This is a genomic window from Streptomyces sp. NPDC093795 (genome assembly GCF_044764665.1).
In the GTDB taxonomy this organism is placed as follows: domain Bacteria; phylum Actinomycetota; class Actinomycetes; order Streptomycetales; family Streptomycetaceae; genus Streptomyces.
The window spans coordinates 1002635-1020156 of the sequence record NZ_JBIWIO010000001.1; the positions used below are offsets into that span (position 1 = coordinate 1002635).

Genomic DNA, 17522 nt, shown 5'->3' on the forward strand with positions numbered 1-17522 from the left:
CTTCGTCGTCACTCCTGTGTCTGTGTGGTGGCGAACCGGCCCGCGTGGTAGACGAGCGGACTGCACTGCGTGGAAGCGGCCGCGCGCCGGGCGAAGAGGACCCGCGCCAGGACGAGGTCGTGGTCGCCGGCGGCCAGGACCCGGTCGACCCGGCACTCCAGCCAGGCGGCGGACCCGTCGAGCAGCGGCGCCCCGGAGGCGTCCCCCGCCGCGTACGGCACTCCTTCGAACTGGGTGGCGCCGGGCGACCGGCCGGGGGTGGCGAACCTGCGGGCGAGCACCGCCTGCTCGTGCACCAGGACGTTGACCCCGAACTCCCCGCCGGAACGGACCAGGGAGAGGAAACTGCTGGGCCGCTTCAGGCACACCGAGATCAGGGGCGGCCGGCGTGAGACGAAGGCGAACGACGACACCGTGGTGCCGTGCGGTCCGAGGTGGTGATCGGCGGTGAGAACGGCGACACCGGTCGGGAACTGCCGTGCGCTGTCCCAGAAGACCTCCGGATCGGGCTCCGTCAGCTCGTCGCCGGGAGGCGGCAGCCCCAGGGCCGCGGCCGGACCGGCGCTCACGCCGGGACCTTCCCGGGCTGCCGTGCGGTCGGCGCGGCGGCCGGGTCCACACCCTCCACCTCGTCGCGGAGCCGGGCGTACGCCGGGTGGGTCTTGGGCTCGAAGGACAGCGCGAACGGCTTCAGCGCGTTGCCGAACAGCGCCCGGTCACCGAAGAGGTGGATCGGGATCGCCAGCAGCGCCCACTCGAAGCCGAACAGAAGGACCCACAGGCCGATGACGGCCGCCTGCGTGACCAGGCTGTGCATGATGTTGTAGGCGACGTAGTAACCCTTGTGGATCTGGCCGTCCGGGCTGCGTCTGAAGGCGATGGCGCCGGGTATGTAACCGATCAGATCGATGTAGAGGAAGAGCGCCACGGCCGGCAGCCAGCGCACCTCGTCCAGGTGGGTGACGAAGAGTTCCAGGCTGACGCCCAGCGCCACCAGGTACTCCAGGCGCAACAGCCGGGCGGTGGTCTTCGTCTCGAAGAGATTGGCGGCGTCGGCCATCAGCGGACCCCCACCCCGGCCGCCGGGGCCGTCCGGTCCAGGTCGGTGAGCGCCTCGCCGCCCTCCAGGACGGTGGCCTCGCCGAAGATCCCCGTCAGCGCCGCGCTGATGGCACGCTTGATCACGCGCTCCGCGATCGGGTCCATGATGCCGCTGAGGCTGGGGATCCCGAAGTCGTACGTGACCTCGAACAGCACCTCGCAGGTGCCGTCCTCGCGCGGGGTCAGCTGCCAGCTTCCGTGGAAGTCGTCGAAGTCCCCGTCGGTCTGGTGGAAGGCGATGTGGAGCTCGTCCCGGCGGAAGTGCTCCTCCTCGTCCCAGCTCATGATCCCGCGGCGGAAGTTGACCCGCCAGCTGCTGCTGCCCCGGTCGTCGGCGCCGCCGGGGTGGACCACGACCTCGTGGACGTCCTCGGCCAGATCGGCGTAACGGGCGAATTCGGTGATCTGCGTGTAGGCGCGGGCCGGGTCGTCGGCGGGGACCAGGACCCGCAGTTCGATGCTGCGCATGCGGTGGAGTCTCGCTCTCTGGAAGCTCTCTGGGTGGGGTGGGAACGGCCGGCGGGTCAGTACGCGATCGCCGTCACCGAACGCTCGAAGGCGGCCAGCAGGAAGGCCACGTCGTCCTCGGTGAGCACGGCCGGCGGGGTGAGCCGGAGCACCATGTGCGAGTTGAGGGAGTGGTTGGCGACGACGCCCTCGTGGAGGAGCTCCAGGAGCAGGTCGCCGGCGAGGCCGGGCTCGGTGAACTCGATGCCGATCAGCAGTCCGGCGCCGCGCACCTCCAGGAGCAGGTCGCCGAGGGCGGCGCGGGCGATCCGGCCCAGCTCCGCGATCAGCCGCTCGCCCAGCACCCGGGACCGCTCGACCAGGTCGTCCTCCTGGATCGCCCGGAGCGCGCCCTGGGCGGCGGCCATGGCGAGGGGGCTGGCGGAGAAGGTCGAGGTGTGGATGAACGGGTCCTTGTCGAAGGCGGTGAAGGCCTCCTTCGTGGCCACCGCGGCCGACACCGGCACCACGCCGCCGCTGAGCCCCTTGCCGACGAGCAGGACGTCCGGGGTGACTCCCTCGCGGTCCGCGCCCCACCACTGGCCCAGGCGCCCGAGGCCCGTCTGCACCTCGTCGAGGACGAAGAAGGCCTCGTACTCCCGGCACAGCGCCTCGACGTCCCGCAGGTAGCCCTCCGGCGGCATGATCACCCCGGCCTCGCCCTGCACCGGTTCGACGATGAAGCAGGCGTTGCCACGGTGGGCGGCGAGCATCTCGCGCAGTGCCTCGGCGTCGCCGAACGGCACATGGGAGACATCGGGGAGGAGCGGGCGGAAGGGCTCCTGGAACAGGTCCTTCGCCGTCACGCTGAGCGCGCCGAAGGTCTTGCCGTGGTAGCCGTTGACGGTCGAGATCAGATGGCGCTTGCCGTGGGTGCGGGCCATCTTCAGGGCGGCCTCGACGGCCTCCGCCCCGGAGCCGGCGAAGTGCACCTTGTCGAGCCCGGCCGGGGTGACGGCGGTCAGCGCCTCGGCGGCCAGCGCCGCCTGGGGTTCGAGCAGCAGCCGGGTGGCCACCGGGTTGGTGTGCAGCTGACGCTCGACCTCGGCGACCACCGTGGGGTGGCGGGCGCCGGCGATCAGCACGCCGTAGCCACCGCAGTTGAGCAGCTTGCGGCCCGCGGCGGTGTACACCCAGGCTCCCTCGGAGCCGGTCTCGATGTCACCGCCGAACATCTCGCCGAGCGAGGCGCGGCCCTTGCTGAGGTGGGCGCGGTAGCGGTCGAGGATCTCGGCGGAGGTGTCCGCCGGTGCGACCGGGGTGGTCGTCATTTCGAGGATTCCCTTTCGATGTCCGGTCAGCCGACCATGACGGGCTGGCCGGACCAGTGCTCCGTCAGGCCCTCGGCCATGCTGGTGCGCGACGGCGGGTGGAAGGCGATGGCCTGCGCGGCCGTGGCGAGGCAGGAGCTGTCCGCCGAGGTGATGTAGGCCATGCCGCCGAGGAGTTCGACCGCGAGCCGCACGATGTCGGCCAGCGCGTCCTGCACCGCGAACCGGACCACCAGGGCGTTGCCCAGGGCGTCGTTGTCCACCTCGCCGGCGTCCACGGTCCGGGCGAGGCTCTCGACCAGGCCGACCGCTCCGCCGAGCCGGATACCGAGCGTGGCCCGGTCGGTGGCACTGCCGCGACGCTGCTCCAGCACCTGGCGGACCAGCGCGGAGGTGATACCGGTGTAGCCGGCCGCGATCATCATCTGGAACCAGATCAGGCCGACGGTCTGCAGCTCGTCGAGAGCCTCCTCCTGGCCCGGCTCGGGCTGGACGATCTGCTCGTCGGTGACGAAGACGTCCTCGAGGCGGACCTCGTCGCTCTCGGCTCCGGCCAGAGCCGGGTTCGACCAGAAGGGGCGCACCGAGACGCCCTCGGTGTCGGCGGGCAGCAGCAGGAAGCCCATCGCGGTGGAGCCGTCCTCCTGCGGCATGCCGACCGAGGCGGTGAGCAGGTTCATGGACCGGCTCAGGCTGCACGGCTTCTTCGAGCCGGTCAGCAGGTAGCCGCCGTCCACCGGGCGCGCCATCAGGGTCGGGGAGAGGATGCCCTGGTTCGTACGGCCCTCGGCGAAGCCGGAGGCGACGAGGAGCCGCTCGGAGACGACCTGGCCGAGCATGGTCTTCAGGTCGCTGTCCCCGGCGACGGAGTCCGCGACGGCGTAGAGGGTGCCGAGCGAGAAGTGGTGCATCATCGTGCCGACCGTCATCGAGGGGGCGACGGCGCCGAGCGCGCGGATGACCCGGGTGGCCTCCAGCGCGTTCACGCCTGCGCCGCCGTGCTCGGCCGGCACCAGCAGGTTGGGGCCGCCCGCTTCGCGGAAGATCCGGATGGCCGGGCTGTCGGGGGACTCCAGGACCGAGAGCGGCACGTCCCCCAGAGCCTTGCGCAGTCCGGGCAGGAAGGTGTCACAGGTCTCGTCCGCTTGGCGGAAGTAGCGCACGTCGAACTCCTTGGTGAGATGAGGGGTTTCAGTCGGTCGCCCCGGCGCGGGCCGCACGGACGGCGTCGTACGCGCCGAAGACGGCCTGGTGCGGACGGATGCCGCGGGCGATCGAGACACCCTGGAGGTGGGAGGTGCGCAGCATCGGGTAGTTGGCCTCGCCGAACACTCCGCCCGTCAGGCCGGTGCCGCCGTGGGTGGGCAGGTACGGCAGGAACCCGATGTGCGAGTCGTTGATCTTGAGCAGTCCGCCGTTGTCGATCTCCCGCTCGAAGCGGCCGAGCACGTGCTCGTCGCTCGCCCAGACCGAGTTGCGCAGCCCGTAGGGGTTGCTGTTGACGTAGTCGAGGAAGCGCTCGAGGAGCGCCTCGTCGGTGTCCGCCTCGGGCACGATCACGGGCAGCAGCGGGAAGAAGGTCTCGCGGCGCACCGCCTCGATCTCCCGGCACTTCTCCATGCCGTCGACCCGGAGCACGGTGGGCTCCAGGAACAGCCCGGTGTCCGAGGGCGATCCGTCGGCCTCCAGCCTGCGGGCTCCGTGGACCAGGCTGGCGCCCTTGTCCAGGGCGTCCTTGACCACGGTGAAGAAGCGCTCGCTGCGCAGGACGGGCGAGAGCAGCACGCCCTCCTCGTCCGGATAGCCGGGGCGCAGCTTCGCCACGGCGACGGACAGCCGCTCGAGCAGCTCGTCGGCGATCGCCGGATGGGCCAGGACCTGGTTGGGCACCATGCAGATCTGGCCGGAGCCGTAGAAGCACTCGGTGAGAGCCTCCACCGCCAGGTCCAGGTCGGCGTCGCGCCAGACGACCACGCAGTCGTTCCCCGCGAGTTCGAGGACCGGCTTCTTCCCGTGGCGTACGCACTCCTCCTGGAACGTGAGGCCGTTCTCGGTGGAGCCGATGTAGAGGATGTCGTTGATGTACGGGCTCTCCAGCCAGGACCGCATCATCGGACCGGGACGGCCGCACACGACGTTGAGCACGCCGGGCGGGGCGCCGATCTCCTCCAGGGCGGGGACGACGAACTCGCGCAGTGCGTACATCACCCCGAAGGGGGCGCTGCGCGGCGCGCGGACCACCACGGCGTTGCCCGCCATGAGAGCCGTGATGCCGAAGAGCGCGCTGGACGCGGGGGCGTTCTGCGGCGGGTTGACGCAGACGACGCCGTCGGGCCTGCGGCGCACCAGCAGCCGGCGCCCGCCGTGCTCGAACTCGCGGTGCATCAGCTCGCCGACCCAGGAGAGGGTCTCCTCGCTGAACGTCTCAAGGAGGCCGGCGACCTGCCACTCGGCGAGTGCCCGCGGATTGCCCTCGGCGATGAGGACGTCGACCATGTCGTCGCAGCCCTCGACGATCCTGCGCCGGAGGACCGCCCCGAGCTCCATGCGCCGTTCCTGCGGCCACCGGGACCACTCGCGGAACGCCTCGGCGGCGGCGCGGGAGGCCTCCTCCACCGTCTCCTGGTCGGCGAGCGCGACCCGCCCGACGACCAGGTCGCCGGCGTCCTCGGGACGCACCCGGCCCTGCTCCAGACGGCGCTTGAGGGTGAGGCTCTCGAAGACGTCGTCGAGGATCGACCTCGTGGTGACGGTGTAGACGTACTTCTCCGCGTCGATGTCCTTGCCACCGACGTAGGAGAGGTAGGTGGGGATGGGTTCGCGGACCGCATGACGCGCGCCCCGCAGCGCGGTCGGCCGGTCCGCGGACGCGGGTGCCTCCCCTCCGCGGGTCAGCACGCTTGCGTGTCGGTTCATTTTTCCCTGCTCGCTTCTCGGGTGTTCCTGCACGGCGGCCGCCCTGTCACTGCGCGCCCTGTCGAAACAGGATTCTGCGAGGTGCGCCTGATCTTCACCTGACGAATTCCTGACCCTGACGGCCTCCTGACGTTCCGGCTGCGCCACGCGGACGGACGGCCCGATACGCAACGAGGCGCATGGACAGGGGGCTTGACGTCGGCTTGACTGCTGCGGCTCAGGCGTTTCCACGACAGGGAGAGAGTGGAGAATATGACCGAGGGAACCGTTTCCCAGGACTCACTGCTGGGATCGCTCGACTCCTTCAGTGACAACCCGAGCGCGTTTCTCGCACTCAACAAGGGAAATCTCCACTTCACCGCTCCCGGACTCGACGGATTCGTCTCCTACCGTGAATCCGGCCGGTATCTCGTGCAGTTCGGCGGGCCCTTCGCGTCGGAGCAGGACTACATACCCCTGCTGAAGGCGTTCTCGGCGTACGCACGCAGCCGCCGTCGGCGCGTGGTCGCCGTCCAGCTGCAGACCGAGGACGCCCGCCGCTACATCGAGCACGGCTACACGGTCAACCAGATCGGCGCCTCCTACGCGGTCGACCTGTCGAAGTTCACCCTCGCCGGCAAGAAATTCGTGCAGCTCAGGAACAAGGTCTCCCGGGCACACCGGGCCGGGCTCGAAGTGATCGAGGCCCAGCACGACAAGGTCGAGGAGGCGCTGACCGAGATCGACGGCGTCTGGCTGCGCTCCAAGGGGAAGCACACCAAGGAGCTGGAGTTCCTGGTCGGCGAGACCGGCGGCCCGTTCCAGAGCAGCCGTCGCCTCTTCGTCGGATACATCGAGGGAAAGCCGATCGGCTATATCTCCTACTCCCCTTCCTACGGCTCGCGTTCCGGCTGGCTGCACGACCTCAGCCGACGCAATCCCGACAGCCCGCCCGGAGTGATGGAGGCCATCAACAAGGCGGCCATCCTGGCATTCCAGGAAGAGGGCGCCGACTGGCTCCACTTCGGATTCACCCCCTTCACCGGACTGAATCCCGAACTGGAACAGAAAGGCTCCAGCCGGGCTTTCGGCTGGTTCGTGCAGCAGCTGGCACAACGCGGCGACTCGATCTACCCGGCCAAGACCCAGCTCGCCTACAAGGAGAAGTGGGACCCCCATCTGGTGATCCCGGAGTACGTGGGATTCCAGGGCCGCGCGCGACTCAACGGATTCCTCCACATCATGCGCGCGTCGAACGCCGTGTAGGGAGGCGGACCATGCTTTCCGAGAAGCCCCCGAGCCGGGGCGGGAACGGCCTGTCGCTGCTCTTCCTCGGCTTGGCCGTCTTCGTGGTGTACGCGGGAACCACGATGGCCGACGTCGCCCTGCCCGCGGTCCGGGACGAGCTGCCCGCCACACCCGCACAGCTGCGCTGGGTCGCGAGCGTCTACGTCCTGGCCTCCGCCTGTCTGCTGCTCAGCGCGGGCACCCTCGGCGACGTCCTGGGCCGCAAGCGTGTCTTCCTCGTCGGTCTCACCGGGTTCGGTGCCACGTCCGCGTGGTGCGCCTCGGCCTCTTCGATCGAGATGCTGCTCGTCGCACGGGCCGCCCAGGGGGCATTCGGTTCCGTACTGATCCCGGTCAGCCTCGCCCTGGTCGCGGCTCTCTTCCCCGACCCGGCCGCCCGCGCCCGGGCCATCGGCATCGGCGCCGGTTTCTGCGGACTCGCCCTCGGCATGGGGCCGGTGCTCGGCGGCCTTGTGGTGGATGGCTGGGGCTGGCGCGCCATCTTCTGGCTGAACGTCCCGGTGACGGCAGCCGCCCTGGTGGGCCTGCGTTTCTCCCTGCCGGACGGACAGCCGCGCCGCGCCCGCCGGCTCGACGTGACGGGCCAGCTGCTCTTCATCGTGGCCGCCGCCGCGACGGTGTTCGCCCTCGCCGAGGGCAACGACCAGGGCTGGACCTCGACGCCGGTGGCCGTCTCGTACGCGCTGGCCGCCGTGGCCCTGCCGGGCTTCCTGTGGTGGGAGGCCCGGGCCGGGGAGCCCATGCTGCCGCTCGGGCTCTTCCGCAACCCGGTGGTCGTGACCGCCTGCACGGTCAATCTGCTCAGCCTCTTCGGCCTGTACGCCGCCATGTCCCTGGTGGCACAGCGCATGTACGAGCTGGAGCAGCTGACCGCGACCCAGATCGCGGTCCGGTTCCTGGTGCTCAACGGGGCGATCGCGGTGGCCTCCTGCGTGGCGGCCGTCATGGTCGTACGGACCGGCCCGCGCATCCCGGTCGTCACCGGCACCCTCGGCTCGGGAGCGGCGCTCCTGGGCCTCGCCCTGCTGGGACCCGCGGAGGGTTACGGCGCCTACTGGTGGCTGCTCGCCCTCCTCGGTACGGGCATCTCGCTGGCCGCGGCGCCTGCCACGGTGGCCCTCCTCGGCGCCGTACCGGTGGCCTGGGCGGGCACCGCCTCGGGGGTGTCCAACACCTTCCGCCAACTGGGCAGCGTCCTCGGGGTGGCGGCCTCAGGGGCGACGGTGTCCGCCCAGGGGCTCGTGTCCGGTACCACCTCCGCGCTGTTCCTGGCCGCGGGTCTGGCGCTGACGGCCGCCCTGCTCGCCCTGGTGCTGCTGCGGCGACGCGGGGAGGCGGGTGCCGCCGACGCGCGGGGGGTGGAGCAGGCCGCCGGAGTGGCGAGCGGCGTGTGAGCACGACCCCCGGCACCACCCCCGGCGCCGTACCCGGCACCACCCCCGACGCCCCCCTCACCCCCGGCGCCGTACCCGACCCCGTACCCGACGACCGCCTACGGTCACGCCACGGCGGGCCGGTGCGGCATGCCCCGCCCCCTGTCGTGGGGGATCACGTCCGCCATGTCGTGCTGGAGGATCGACTGCATCCGCGACTGGACGGTCGGCGTCGGATCCAGGCCGAGCTCACCGCGCAGAGCGGTCCGCAGCCGCCAGTACACGTCGAGCGCCTCGGCCGGCCGGCCGGAGCGGTACAGAGCGACCATGAGCTGCTCGGAGAGCCGCTCGTGCAGCGGATACAGCATGGTGAGCCGCCGCAGCTCCGCGACCGTACCGGCGTGCCGGCCGCCGTAATGCTCCAGTTGGATCTTGTCCTCCAGGGCGAGCAGCCGCTCCTCGTCGAGGCGGGCGGCGGCGCTGCCGCACAGCACACCGCCGCCGACGCCCTCGAGCGCGGAGCCACGCCAGAGCCCCAGCGCCTCCTCGAGAACGGCGGCGGACCGGGCTGGATCCTTGGCCATCAGCCGGTGCGCCTCGGAGCGCAGCGACTCGAACTCCCGGAGGTCGACCGTCTGGTCGTCCAGCCAGAGGCTGTACCCCGACTGCTCGGAGACCAGCCGCTCGCGGGCGAAGCCCGGTCCGCACCAGGCGTCCAGAGACCGTCTCAGCCGGGTGACGACGGCCTGCAGGGCGTTGTCGACCTGGGCTGGTAGGGCGTCGCCCCATATCTCCCCGATGAGTTGGTCCTTGGAGACGGAGGCGCCTTCACCGAGCAGAAGCAGCACCAGGAGGATGCGCTGGCGTCCCCCTCTGATGTTCGCCGGCCGACCCTGCACCCGGACCTCCAGGGGACCGAGCAAGTTGAAGCGCACCACAATTGCCACCCTTCTACCGAAGCCGACCGACAGTAGCGAGCATGCGACCGTCGGTGCATCGTCAGTAGAAAACCGACGGACCGGTTTGTCAATCCTCGAACAAGAGTCCAAAGGCTGTAAACGATCGGTGCAGAGGTGCGTGGGGCCTGTGAAAGCCCTGTGAGAGCGGGTGCCCCGCCCCGACCGGATCGAGGGCAAGCGGCTGAAAATGTTCGTCAGAAGCGCGTCAACTTCTCGCAGACGCACGCGCCGTCAGCCCCGGGCGGCGGCGCTCGTCGCGACACGACTTCTCGCCCCGGGAGTACCGGGCGGCGGCGCCCCTCGCGCCGCCGCCACCTGCGACGTCGCCGCTCACGTCTCCGTGCGGTACATCAGGTCCACCTCGTGGGTCGTGAAGCCCATGCCCTCGTACACGCGCAGTGCCGCCGTGTTGTCGGCGTCGACGTAGAGCATGGCCACGGGGAGGCCCTGGGCGGCCAGGTGGCGCAGGCCGATCGCGGTGAGGGCCTTGCCGAGGCCCATGCCCTGGGCGTCGGGGGAGATGCCGAGGACGTACACCTCGCCGAGCTGTTCCTCGGCGTGGACCTTCGTCCAGTGGAAGCCCAGCAGCGCCCCGTCCGACTCGCGTTCCGCCAGGAAGAAGCCCTTCGGGTCGAACCACGGCTCGGCCTTGCGGTCGTCCAGGTCCCGCTGGGCCAGGGCACCCTGCTCCGGGTGATGGGCGAACGCCGCCGCGTTCACCGCGAGCCAGGCCGCGTCGTCCTGGCCGGGAACGAACGTACGGATCCTGATGCCGGGCGAGACGGCCGGCTCGGGGATGTCCAGGGGCGTCAGCGGGCGGCGGAGCTGGCGGAGCTCGCGGAAGAGGGTCAGGCCGAGCACCTGCGCCAGATGGCGGGCCGCCGACTTGCCGCCGTGGGCCCAGACGCGCAGGCGCTTGCCGGACTGGGTCAGCAGGGCCGAGCCGAGCGCCCGGCCGTGGCCGCGGCCCCGCTGCGTCGGGTCGACGACCAGTTCGGCGGCCGGGGCCTCGACCGGGTCGGTGTCCTCCAGCTGGGCGTACCCCACGAGTCGGCCGGAGACGGTGAGGAGGAAGTGCCGGATGCCCTCGCGACGCCCCCCACGGAGCTGGAGGCGTCCCTGCTCGGAGACCGCCTGCATGCCGTCCGTCTCGGCGGCGGAGGCGATCAGGGCGAGGACCTCCTGGACCTGCTCCGGGGTGAGCTCGTCGACGATGTCGAAACGGCGGCCCGACTCGAAGGCTGTTGCGGGAGCTTCAGTCGTCATACGCCGAGCCTACGGGGCCATGGGCCGTTCAGCGGGTGTCCTCGGGGGCGCCGTCGAGTGATGGCAACCAGGTCGTAACCCGTATCCCCCTGTTGCGCTACGCGCGTTGACTCTAGGCTGCCCTCGGCAGACCAGCGGCCATGGCCTCACCGCCTGGAGCCTCCCGGGGAGGGGTGGCGACGGGCGGGGTGATGAAGTGTCAACAAACGCGCATCGCCGCTCTTCTCGCCACGACAGTGGCATCGCCGGATCCGTCGGGCATGCAGGGAAAAAGGGGACAGATGTCAGAGACTCGTCACAAGAAGCGTGCGGGGCGGCGGATACTCGCCACCGCCGCCGGGCTCGCCACCGCCGGCGCTCTCCTGGCCGCCATACCCGCCGGCGCGGCGCCGAGCAGCGGGCCGAGCAACGGCAACGGGCCGGGCAACGGCAACGGCTGGGGGTACGGCCACGGCCGTACCGTCGACGTGCAGCTTCTCTCCTTCAACGACCTGCACGGCAACCTGGAGCCGCCGGCCGGCTCCTCCGGCGAGGTCTTCGCGCACGGCGCCACCGAGGGCATCAAGGCCGGCGGCGTCGAGTACCTGGCCACCCACCTGCGGGGCGCCCGCAAGGGCAACCCGTACTCGATCACCGCAGCCGCCGGCGACATGGTCGGCGCCTCCCCGCTGATCTCCGGCCTCTTCCACGACGAGCCCACCATCGAGGCGCTCAACAAGCTCAAGCTCGACGTCACCTCCGTCGGCAACCACGAGTTCGACGAGGGCGCGGCCGAGCTCGCCCGCCTCCAGAACGGCGGCTGCCACCCGACGGACGGCTGCGCGACGGAGGGCGGGACCTTCGGCGGCGCCGACTTCCCGTTCCTCGCCGCGAACGTGACCCGTGAGAAGACCGGCAAGCCGATTCTCGACCCGTACTTCATCTGGCAGAGGAACGGCGTCAAGATCGGTTTCATCGGCGTGACCCTGGAGGGCACGCCGAACATCGTCAACGCCGAGGGCATCAAGGGCCTGAAGTTCGGCGACGAGGTCGAGACGATCAACAAGTACGCCAAGGAGCTGGAGCGCAAGGGCGTCAAGTCCGTCGTCGCGCTCATCCACGAGGGCGGACTCCCGGCCTCCGGCTCGTACAACTACGACTGCGACAGCCCGGGCCCCGGCGACGGCATCTCCGGCCCGATCGTCGACATCGCCAAGAACATCGACTCCCGGGTCGACGCGCTGGTCACCGGCCACACCCACCAGGCGTACGCCTGCACCATCCCCGACCCGTCCGGCAAGCCCCGCACGGTGACCTCCGCGGCGTCCTACGGGCGGATCTACACCGACACGACGCTGACCTACGACCGGAGGACGAAGGACATCGTCCGTACGGCCGTGACGTCCGCCAACCACGTGGTGACCCGTGACGTCGGCCGGGCGCGGGACATGGAGGACCTCATCAAGTACTGGGGCGCCCTGGCCGCGCCCATCGCCAACCGCCCGGTCGGCCACATCACCGCCGACATCGAGGGCCGCGGCTCGAAGGCGCTCGAGAAGCCGCTCGGCAGCGTGATCGCCGACGCCCAGCGGGAGGGCATGGCCCCGGCCGACAAGGGCGGCGCGCAGATCGCCTTCATGAACCCGGGCGGCATCCGCTCCGACTTCGTGCACGAGGGCCCGGTCGGGGGCGAGGCCGACGGCGTCCTGACGTACGGCGAGGTGTACACCGTCCAGCCGTTCACCAACATGATGACCGTCCAGAGCCTCACCGGCGCGCAGATCGTGACCGCGCTCCAGCAGCAGGTCAGCGGCCGCAACGAGGCGTCCCCGAAGATCCTCCAGGTGTCGGAGGGCTTCACGTACACCCTGGACCTCACCAAGACCGGCGCCGCCCGGATCGACGCCGCGTCCGTGAAGCTGAACGGACAGCCGCTCGACCCGGCCGCCACGTACCGCGTCGCCATGAACGAGTTCCTCGCGGGCGGCGGCGACGGCTTCCCGGTCTTCACCCAGGGCACGAACAAGCTGGTCGGCGCCTCCGACCTGGACGTCCTGCTCGACTACCTGGAGACCCACGCCACGGCCGGCGCACCGCTGGCGCCCCCGGCGGCGGGGCGGATCACCCTCGTGCAGTAGCAGTAACGGTTGCTCTCTCCTGTTGCAGGGAGACGGGGCGGCGGGTCCTTCGGGACGCGCCGCCCCCTTTCTTTTGTGGATTGACAGCGGGTGGTCCAGCAGACGAAGCAGGCCCTCCGGATGGGCCTCCTGGAGCCCGGCGACCGACTGCCCACCGCACGCGAGGTCATCGAAGCGACGGCCATCAACCCCACACGGTCCTCAAGGCCTACCGCGAGCTCGAACGCGAAGGCCTCGTCCCTCGCCGAGCAGGTCGTCGAATCCCGCACGACGGGCCGTCAACTCACCGCCCTCATCCGCCGCGAGGCCCCGGTCGAAGGCCCCTGGGAGACGACGGAACCCTCCCTGTACAAGCTGTCCCTCACCCAGTCGATCAGCCCGAAGGCCTGGCTCCGCGCCAAGCTCGTCACCGCGACCGCCACCCTCGCGGCCACACTCGCCCTCATGGCGGTCTACCTGCTCGGCTGGGTGCGGGTCTCGGGCACCTGGAACTTCCACTGGTCGGACAGGGGACCGTGCGACCACCGACCGGGCGTACGAGGGTGTGTCCCCCCTTCACGCGCCCGAGAACGGCATGCTCGTCGACCAGGGGCTGATCACCGCCTCAGGGCAGCGGCTGCCGGGCTGGTTCTGCTACTCCGACTCGGTCCCTGACGGCGGCTGCCGCATCGACGAGCCGATCGCGGCCCAGTACCTCGACTACCACCCCGAGACCCATTTCTGGCCCACCCAACTCATCGAGACCGGCATCGTCCTCGCCCTCGCCGCCCTCGCGGCTTTCGCCGCGTTCCGCGTCCTGCGCGCCCAGCACCCGTAGGAAGCCCATCGCCCGTAAGGGTGAATCGGGGGCGGGATCCTGACCAAGGGCCCCGCCCCCGATTCCCTCACGACACGTCCCCGTTACCGGCCATTCAGACGCGCTTGCGACGCTCACGCAATGAAGCGCTCCGTGTCCGCTCTCCCCAAAGGGAGACTTCCCTCCCCCACGGCCCGCTCCGACGCGCCTGAGCGGCCCCCCGCGCGGAAGAATGGGGGCATGAGCCAGCAGCCCGCCGAGGTCCCGGTCCAGTCCTCCGCCACGTCGAACGCCCAGTCGTCCGCCACGCCCGGCGCCGCGCCGTCCGTCCAGCCGTCCGTCGGTTCCATCGCCGCACACCGAGCGCAGGTGGTCAACGGCACCGTCGTGACCGACCTCGACCCCGACCTGGACGCCGACCCCGACACGTACGAGGACGACGGCGCACTCGGCGACGAGCTGCCGCAGGGCCGTTTCCTCGACCGGGAGCGCAGCTGGCTCGCGTTCAACGAGCGCGTCCTCGAGCTCGCCGAGGACCCGACGACCCCCCTCCTCGAACGAGCGAACTTCCTCGCGATCTTCGCCTCGAACCTCGACGAGTTCTTCATGGTCCGGGTCGCGGGACTCAAGCGCCGTATCGCCACCGGCGTCGCCACCCGCTCCGCCTCCGGTCTCCAGCCCCGCGAGGTCCTCGAACTGATCTGGACCCGGTCGCGCGAGCTCATGGCCCGGCACGCCGCCTGCTTCCAGCAGGACGTCGCCCCCGCCCTGGCCGACGAGGGCATCCACATGATCCGCTGGCCCGAGCTCACGGAGAAGGAGCAGGCGCGGCTCTTCACCATGTTCCGGCAGCAGATCTTCCCGGTCCTCACCCCGCTGGCCGTGGACCCGGCGCACCCCTTCCCGTACATCTCCGGCCTGAGCCTCAACCTCGCCGTGGTCGTACGCAATCCGGTCAGCGGCCACCGCCACTTCGCGCGCGTGAAGGTGCCGCCGCTCCTCACCCGTTTCCTGGAGGCCTCCCCGCAGCGGTACGTGCCCCTGGAGGACGTGATCGCGGCGCACCTGGAGGAGCTGTTCCCCGGCATGGAGGTGCTCGCGCACCACATGTTCCGGGTGACCAGGAACGAGGACCTGGAGGTCGAGGAGGACGACACCGAGAACCTGCTCCAGGCCCTGGAGAAGGAGCTCATGCGGCGCCGCTTCGGCCCCCCGGTGCGCCTGGAGGTCGAGGAGTCCATCGACCCGTACGTCCTCGATCTCCTCGTGCGCGAGCTGAAGGTCTCCGACGCCGAGGTCTACCCGCTGCCGGGTCCGCTCGACCTGACCGGGCTCTTCGGGATCGCCGGGCAGGACCGGCCCGAGCTGAAGTTCCCGAAGTTCATCGCCGGCACCCACCGGGACCTGGCCGAGGTCGAGTCGGCGTCGCCGCCGGACATATTCGCCGCGCTGCGCGAGCGGGACGTGCTGCTCCACCACCCGTACGACTCGTTCTCGACGTCCGTGCAGGCCTTCCTGGAGCAGGCGGCCGCCGACCCGGACGTCCTGGCGATCAAGCAGACGCTGTACCGGACCTCGGGCGACTCGCCGATAGTGGACGCCCTCATCGACGCCGCCGAGTCCGGCAAGCAGGTCCTCGTCCTCGTCGAGATCAAGGCCCGGTTCGACGAGCAGGCCAACATCAAGTGGGCGCGGAAGCTGGAGGAGGCCGGCTGCCACGTCGTGTACGGCCTCGTCGGCCTGAAGACCCACTGCAAGCTGTCGCTCGTCGTACGGCAGGAGGGCGAGCTCCTGCGCCGCTACTCGCACGTCGGCACCGGCAACTACCACCCGAAGACGGCCCGTCTCTACGAGGACCTCGGCCTGCTCACGGCCGACCCGCAGGTCGGCGCGGACCTCTCCGACCTGTTCAACCGGCTCTCCGGCTACTCCCGCCGCGAGACGTACCGGCGGCTGCTCACGGCCCCCAAGTCGCTGCGGGACGGTCTGGTCTCCCGGATCACCAAGGAGATCGTGCACCACCGCGCGGGACGGCCCGCGTACGTACGGATCAAGGTCAACTCGCTGGTCGACGAGGCCGTCATCGACGCCTGCTACCAGGCCTCGAAGGCCGGCGTGCCCGTCGACATCTGGGTTCGCGGGATATGCGCCGTACGCCCCGGGGTCACCGGCCTCTCGGAGAACATCCGGGTCCGTTCCATCCTCGGCCGCTTCCTGGAGCACTCCCGGGTCTTCGCCTTCGGCAACGGCGGCGAACCCGAGGTGTGGTTCGGCAGCGCCGACATGATGCACCGCAACCTGGACCGCCGGATCGAGGCCCTCGTACGGGTCTCGGACCCGGCCCACCGGGCCGCGCTCACCCGGCTCCTGGAGACCGGGATGTCCGACACCACCTCATCCTGGCACCTCGGCCCCGACGGGAACTGGACGCGGCACGCGGCCGACCCCGACGGACGGCCGCTGCGGCACGTCCAGGAGATGCTCATCGACGCGCGGAGGCGCCGGCGTGCACAACCCTGACCTTTCGCAGGACGTCACGGCGGGCGAGGTCCTCGCCCCCTACCTGCACGCCCGTGCCGCGGACTTCCTCCGCGGCCTCCGGCTCCACGCCGAGAGCGGCTCGGACACGGCCGGGTCGGAGGAGGCGGCCCGTACGCTGCGGGGCGCCGCCCGCCGGATCAGCGGCACGCTCCACACGTTCCGGCCGCTGCTCGACCAGGCCTGGGCGGACCAGCTGCGCACGGAGCTCGCCTGGCTCTCCGGCACCCTGGCCCTCGAGCACGCCTGCACGTCCCGCCTCGTCCGCCTGGTGGACGCCCTGTCCCGCCTGTCGAACGGATCGAACGGCGCCAACGGCGGGGGCGGGCCGGTCCCCGCCGCCCGGGGCGGCGACGCGGCCGGGCTCAGCGTCGGCGCCGCCCGGGCCGGCGCCCTCCTCGAACGCCAGCTGACCCTGGCCCGTACGCGCGCCCACTCGGCGTCCCTCCAGGCCCTCGGCTCGGCCCGCTTCCACGCCGTCGCCGACGCCGTCGCCCTCCTCGCGTCCGAGGTCCCGCTCGGCCCGGTCGGCACGGCCCCCGCCGTCGAGGTCCTGGACGGCCCCGCCGAGGTCGCGGAGCGCCGCCTCCTGGACGCGGTGGCCACGCTGCCCCTGACGCGGGCGGCCCACCCGTACAACGCGGACGCCCTCGGACTCGCCGCGGGGGAGGGCCAGGACGCGCCCTGGCACCAGACCCGGCTCCTCCTCCGCCTGCACCGGTACGCCACCGAAGCCCTGCACACCGGCGGCGAACCCGAACCCGTCCTGTACGAGGCGGCCCGCGCCCTGGACCGGCACCGCGACGCCGCCGAGGCCGCGACCGCCGCCGCCACCGCCGCCCGCACCCCCCGCATCGCCCCGGCGACCGCGTACGCCCTGGGCGTCCTCCACGCCGACCAGCGCCACGAGGTCGAGGCGTCCCGCTTCGCCTTCCAGCGCGCCTGGCGCAGAACGACGGCCCCGGTCCCATGACCGACCCCCGAGGCCCGATCCTCGCGGCGGGCTGCGTCCTGTGGCGCCCGGCGCCTTCCGGCCACGGCATCGAGATCGCGCTCGTCCATCGGCCGAAATACGACGACTGGTCGCATCCCAAGGGCAAGCGGAAGCGCGACGAGACGGCGGAGGCGTGCGCGCTGCGCGAGGTCCTGGAGGAGACGGGTCAGCGCTGCGAGCCCGGCGCCCGTCTGCCGACGGTCCACTACACGGTGGACGGGCGCCCCAAGGAGATCACCTACTGGGCGGCCCGCGCCCTGGGCGGCACGTTCACCCCGACGAAAGAGGTCGACGCGGTGCTCTGGCTGAAGCCCACCGCGGCCAGAGCCCGCCTCACCCAGCCGAGAGACCGGGAACTCCTGGACGCGGCAGTGGCGACTTCACGCCACTGAGCGCA

15 protein-coding genes and 1 pseudogene are annotated in these 17522 nt (G+C 71.1%); 8 read left to right on the forward strand and 8 right to left on the reverse strand.

All coding sequences use genetic code 11. From position 1 onward, the window contains the following. Positions 1-8: 8 nt before the first annotated feature. From ACIRB7_RS04855 to ACIRB7_RS04880, 6 genes are read right to left on the reverse strand one after another with little or no spacing between them, the layout of a single operon-like run. A complete protein-coding gene (locus tag ACIRB7_RS04855) occupies positions 9-569 on the reverse strand; it encodes a flavin reductase family protein (RefSeq protein WP_403592324.1) in 561 nt (186 codons plus the stop codon). After that, positions 566-1060 (reverse strand): hypothetical protein, encoded by a 495-nt coding sequence (locus ACIRB7_RS04860; protein WP_403592326.1) that lies wholly within the window; start codon positions 1058-1060, stop codon positions 566-568. Before ACIRB7_RS04860 ends, ACIRB7_RS04855 begins: the two co-directional genes overlap by 4 nt. Next, complete coding sequence (locus ACIRB7_RS04865; protein WP_403592328.1) at positions 1060-1569, reverse strand: type II toxin-antitoxin system RatA family toxin; 510 nt, start codon at positions 1567-1569, stop codon at positions 1060-1062. The genes ACIRB7_RS04860 and ACIRB7_RS04865 overlap by 1 nt, the downstream gene beginning before the upstream one ends. A 56-nt stretch (positions 1570-1625) precedes the next feature. Further along, positions 1626-2879, reverse strand: a complete 1254-nt coding sequence (locus ACIRB7_RS04870) for an aspartate aminotransferase family protein (RefSeq protein ID WP_403592330.1) — start codon at positions 2877-2879, stop codon at positions 1626-1628. 26 nt (positions 2880-2905) lie between these two features. Further along, positions 2906-4042: an acyl-CoA dehydrogenase family protein gene (locus tag ACIRB7_RS04875; RefSeq protein ID WP_403592332.1), complete on the reverse strand. Its 1137-nt coding sequence runs from the start codon at positions 4040-4042 to the stop codon at positions 2906-2908. 28 nt (positions 4043-4070) lie between these two features. Continuing rightward, complete coding sequence (locus ACIRB7_RS04880) at positions 4071-5795, reverse strand: aldehyde dehydrogenase family protein (protein WP_403592333.1); 1725 nt, start codon at positions 5793-5795, stop codon at positions 4071-4073. A gap of 252 nt (positions 5796-6047) precedes the next feature. Between ACIRB7_RS04880 and ACIRB7_RS04885 the strand changes: the two genes are divergently transcribed. Continuing rightward, positions 6048-7040: a bifunctional lysylphosphatidylglycerol flippase/synthetase MprF gene (locus ACIRB7_RS04885; RefSeq protein WP_403592336.1), complete on the forward strand. Its 993-nt coding sequence runs from the start codon at positions 6048-6050 to the stop codon at positions 7038-7040. Positions 7041-7051: 11 nt separating this feature from the next. Further along, positions 7052-8476 (forward strand): MFS transporter, encoded by a 1425-nt coding sequence (locus ACIRB7_RS04890; RefSeq protein WP_403592339.1) that lies wholly within the window; start codon positions 7052-7054, stop codon positions 8474-8476. Between the two features lie 104 nt (positions 8477-8580). Here the strand turns inward: ACIRB7_RS04890 and ACIRB7_RS04895 are convergent, their stop codons facing one another. Then, positions 8581-9390 carry a BTAD domain-containing putative transcriptional regulator gene (locus ACIRB7_RS04895; RefSeq protein ID WP_403592342.1) on the reverse strand — a complete coding sequence of 270 codons (810 nt, stop codon included), beginning with the start codon at positions 9388-9390 and terminating at the stop codon, positions 8581-8583. Positions 9391-9744: 354 nt separating this feature from the next. After that, positions 9745-10680 (reverse strand): mycothiol synthase, encoded by a 936-nt coding sequence (gene mshD, locus ACIRB7_RS04900; protein ID WP_403592345.1) that lies wholly within the window; start codon positions 10678-10680, stop codon positions 9745-9747. A gap of 281 nt (positions 10681-10961) precedes the next feature. Between mshD and ACIRB7_RS04905 the strand changes: the two genes are divergently transcribed. From ACIRB7_RS04905 to ACIRB7_RS04930, 6 genes and pseudogenes are all read left to right on the forward strand, one after another. Beyond that, positions 10962-12797, forward strand: a complete 1836-nt coding sequence (locus ACIRB7_RS04905) for a bifunctional metallophosphatase/5'-nucleotidase (protein WP_403592348.1) — start codon at positions 10962-10964, stop codon at positions 12795-12797. A 90-nt stretch (positions 12798-12887) separates the two neighbouring features. Continuing rightward, a pseudogene (locus tag ACIRB7_RS04910) lies at positions 12888-13051 on the forward strand (GntR family transcriptional regulator); the annotation flags it as partial. A gap of 290 nt (positions 13052-13341) precedes the next feature. After that, positions 13342-13614: a hypothetical protein gene (locus tag ACIRB7_RS04915; RefSeq protein ID WP_403592523.1), complete on the forward strand. Its 273-nt coding sequence runs from the start codon at positions 13342-13344 to the stop codon at positions 13612-13614. A 219-nt stretch (positions 13615-13833) separates the two neighbouring features. Further along, complete coding sequence (locus ACIRB7_RS04920) at positions 13834-16113, forward strand: RNA degradosome polyphosphate kinase (protein ID WP_403592351.1); 2280 nt, start codon at positions 13834-13836, stop codon at positions 16111-16113. After that, complete coding sequence (locus ACIRB7_RS04925; RefSeq protein WP_403592354.1) at positions 16100-17104, forward strand: CHAD domain-containing protein; 1005 nt, start codon at positions 16100-16102, stop codon at positions 17102-17104. The genes ACIRB7_RS04920 and ACIRB7_RS04925 overlap by 14 nt, the downstream gene beginning before the upstream one ends. Beyond that, positions 17101-17517 (forward strand): NUDIX hydrolase, encoded by a 417-nt coding sequence (locus ACIRB7_RS04930; RefSeq protein WP_403592357.1) that lies wholly within the window; start codon positions 17101-17103, stop codon positions 17515-17517. The genes ACIRB7_RS04925 and ACIRB7_RS04930 overlap by 4 nt, the downstream gene beginning before the upstream one ends. Positions 17518-17522: the final 5 nt, after the last annotated feature.

Bases quoted from the DNA above. Each gene is read 5' to 3' on its own strand.
- ACIRB7_RS04890 (WP_403592339.1), top strand. From the start codon at position 7,052: ATGCTTTCCGAGAAGCCCCCGAGCCGGGGCGGGAACGGCCTGTCGCTG.
- mshD (WP_403592345.1), bottom strand. From the start codon at position 10,680: ATGACGACTGAAGCTCCCGCAACAGCCTTCGAGTCGGGCCGCCGTTTC.
- ACIRB7_RS04905 (WP_403592348.1), top strand. From the start codon at position 10,962: ATGTCAGAGACTCGTCACAAGAAGCGTGCGGGGCGGCGGATACTCGCC.
- ACIRB7_RS04865 (WP_403592328.1), bottom strand. From the start codon at position 1,569: ATGCGCAGCATCGAACTGCGGGTCCTGGTCCCCGCCGACGACCCGGCC.
- ACIRB7_RS04860 (WP_403592326.1), bottom strand. From the start codon at position 1,060: ATGGCCGACGCCGCCAATCTCTTCGAGACGAAGACCACCGCCCGGCTG.
- ACIRB7_RS04880 (WP_403592333.1), bottom strand. From the start codon at position 5,795: ATGAACCGACACGCAAGCGTGCTGACCCGCGGAGGGGAGGCACCCGCG.
- ACIRB7_RS04930 (WP_403592357.1), top strand. From the start codon at position 17,101: ATGACCGACCCCCGAGGCCCGATCCTCGCGGCGGGCTGCGTCCTGTGG.
- ACIRB7_RS04920 (WP_403592351.1), top strand. From the start codon at position 13,834: ATGAGCCAGCAGCCCGCCGAGGTCCCGGTCCAGTCCTCCGCCACGTCG.
- ACIRB7_RS04885 (WP_403592336.1), top strand. From the start codon at position 6,048: ATGACCGAGGGAACCGTTTCCCAGGACTCACTGCTGGGATCGCTCGAC.
- ACIRB7_RS04870 (WP_403592330.1), bottom strand. From the start codon at position 2,879: ATGACGACCACCCCGGTCGCACCGGCGGACACCTCCGCCGAGATCCTC.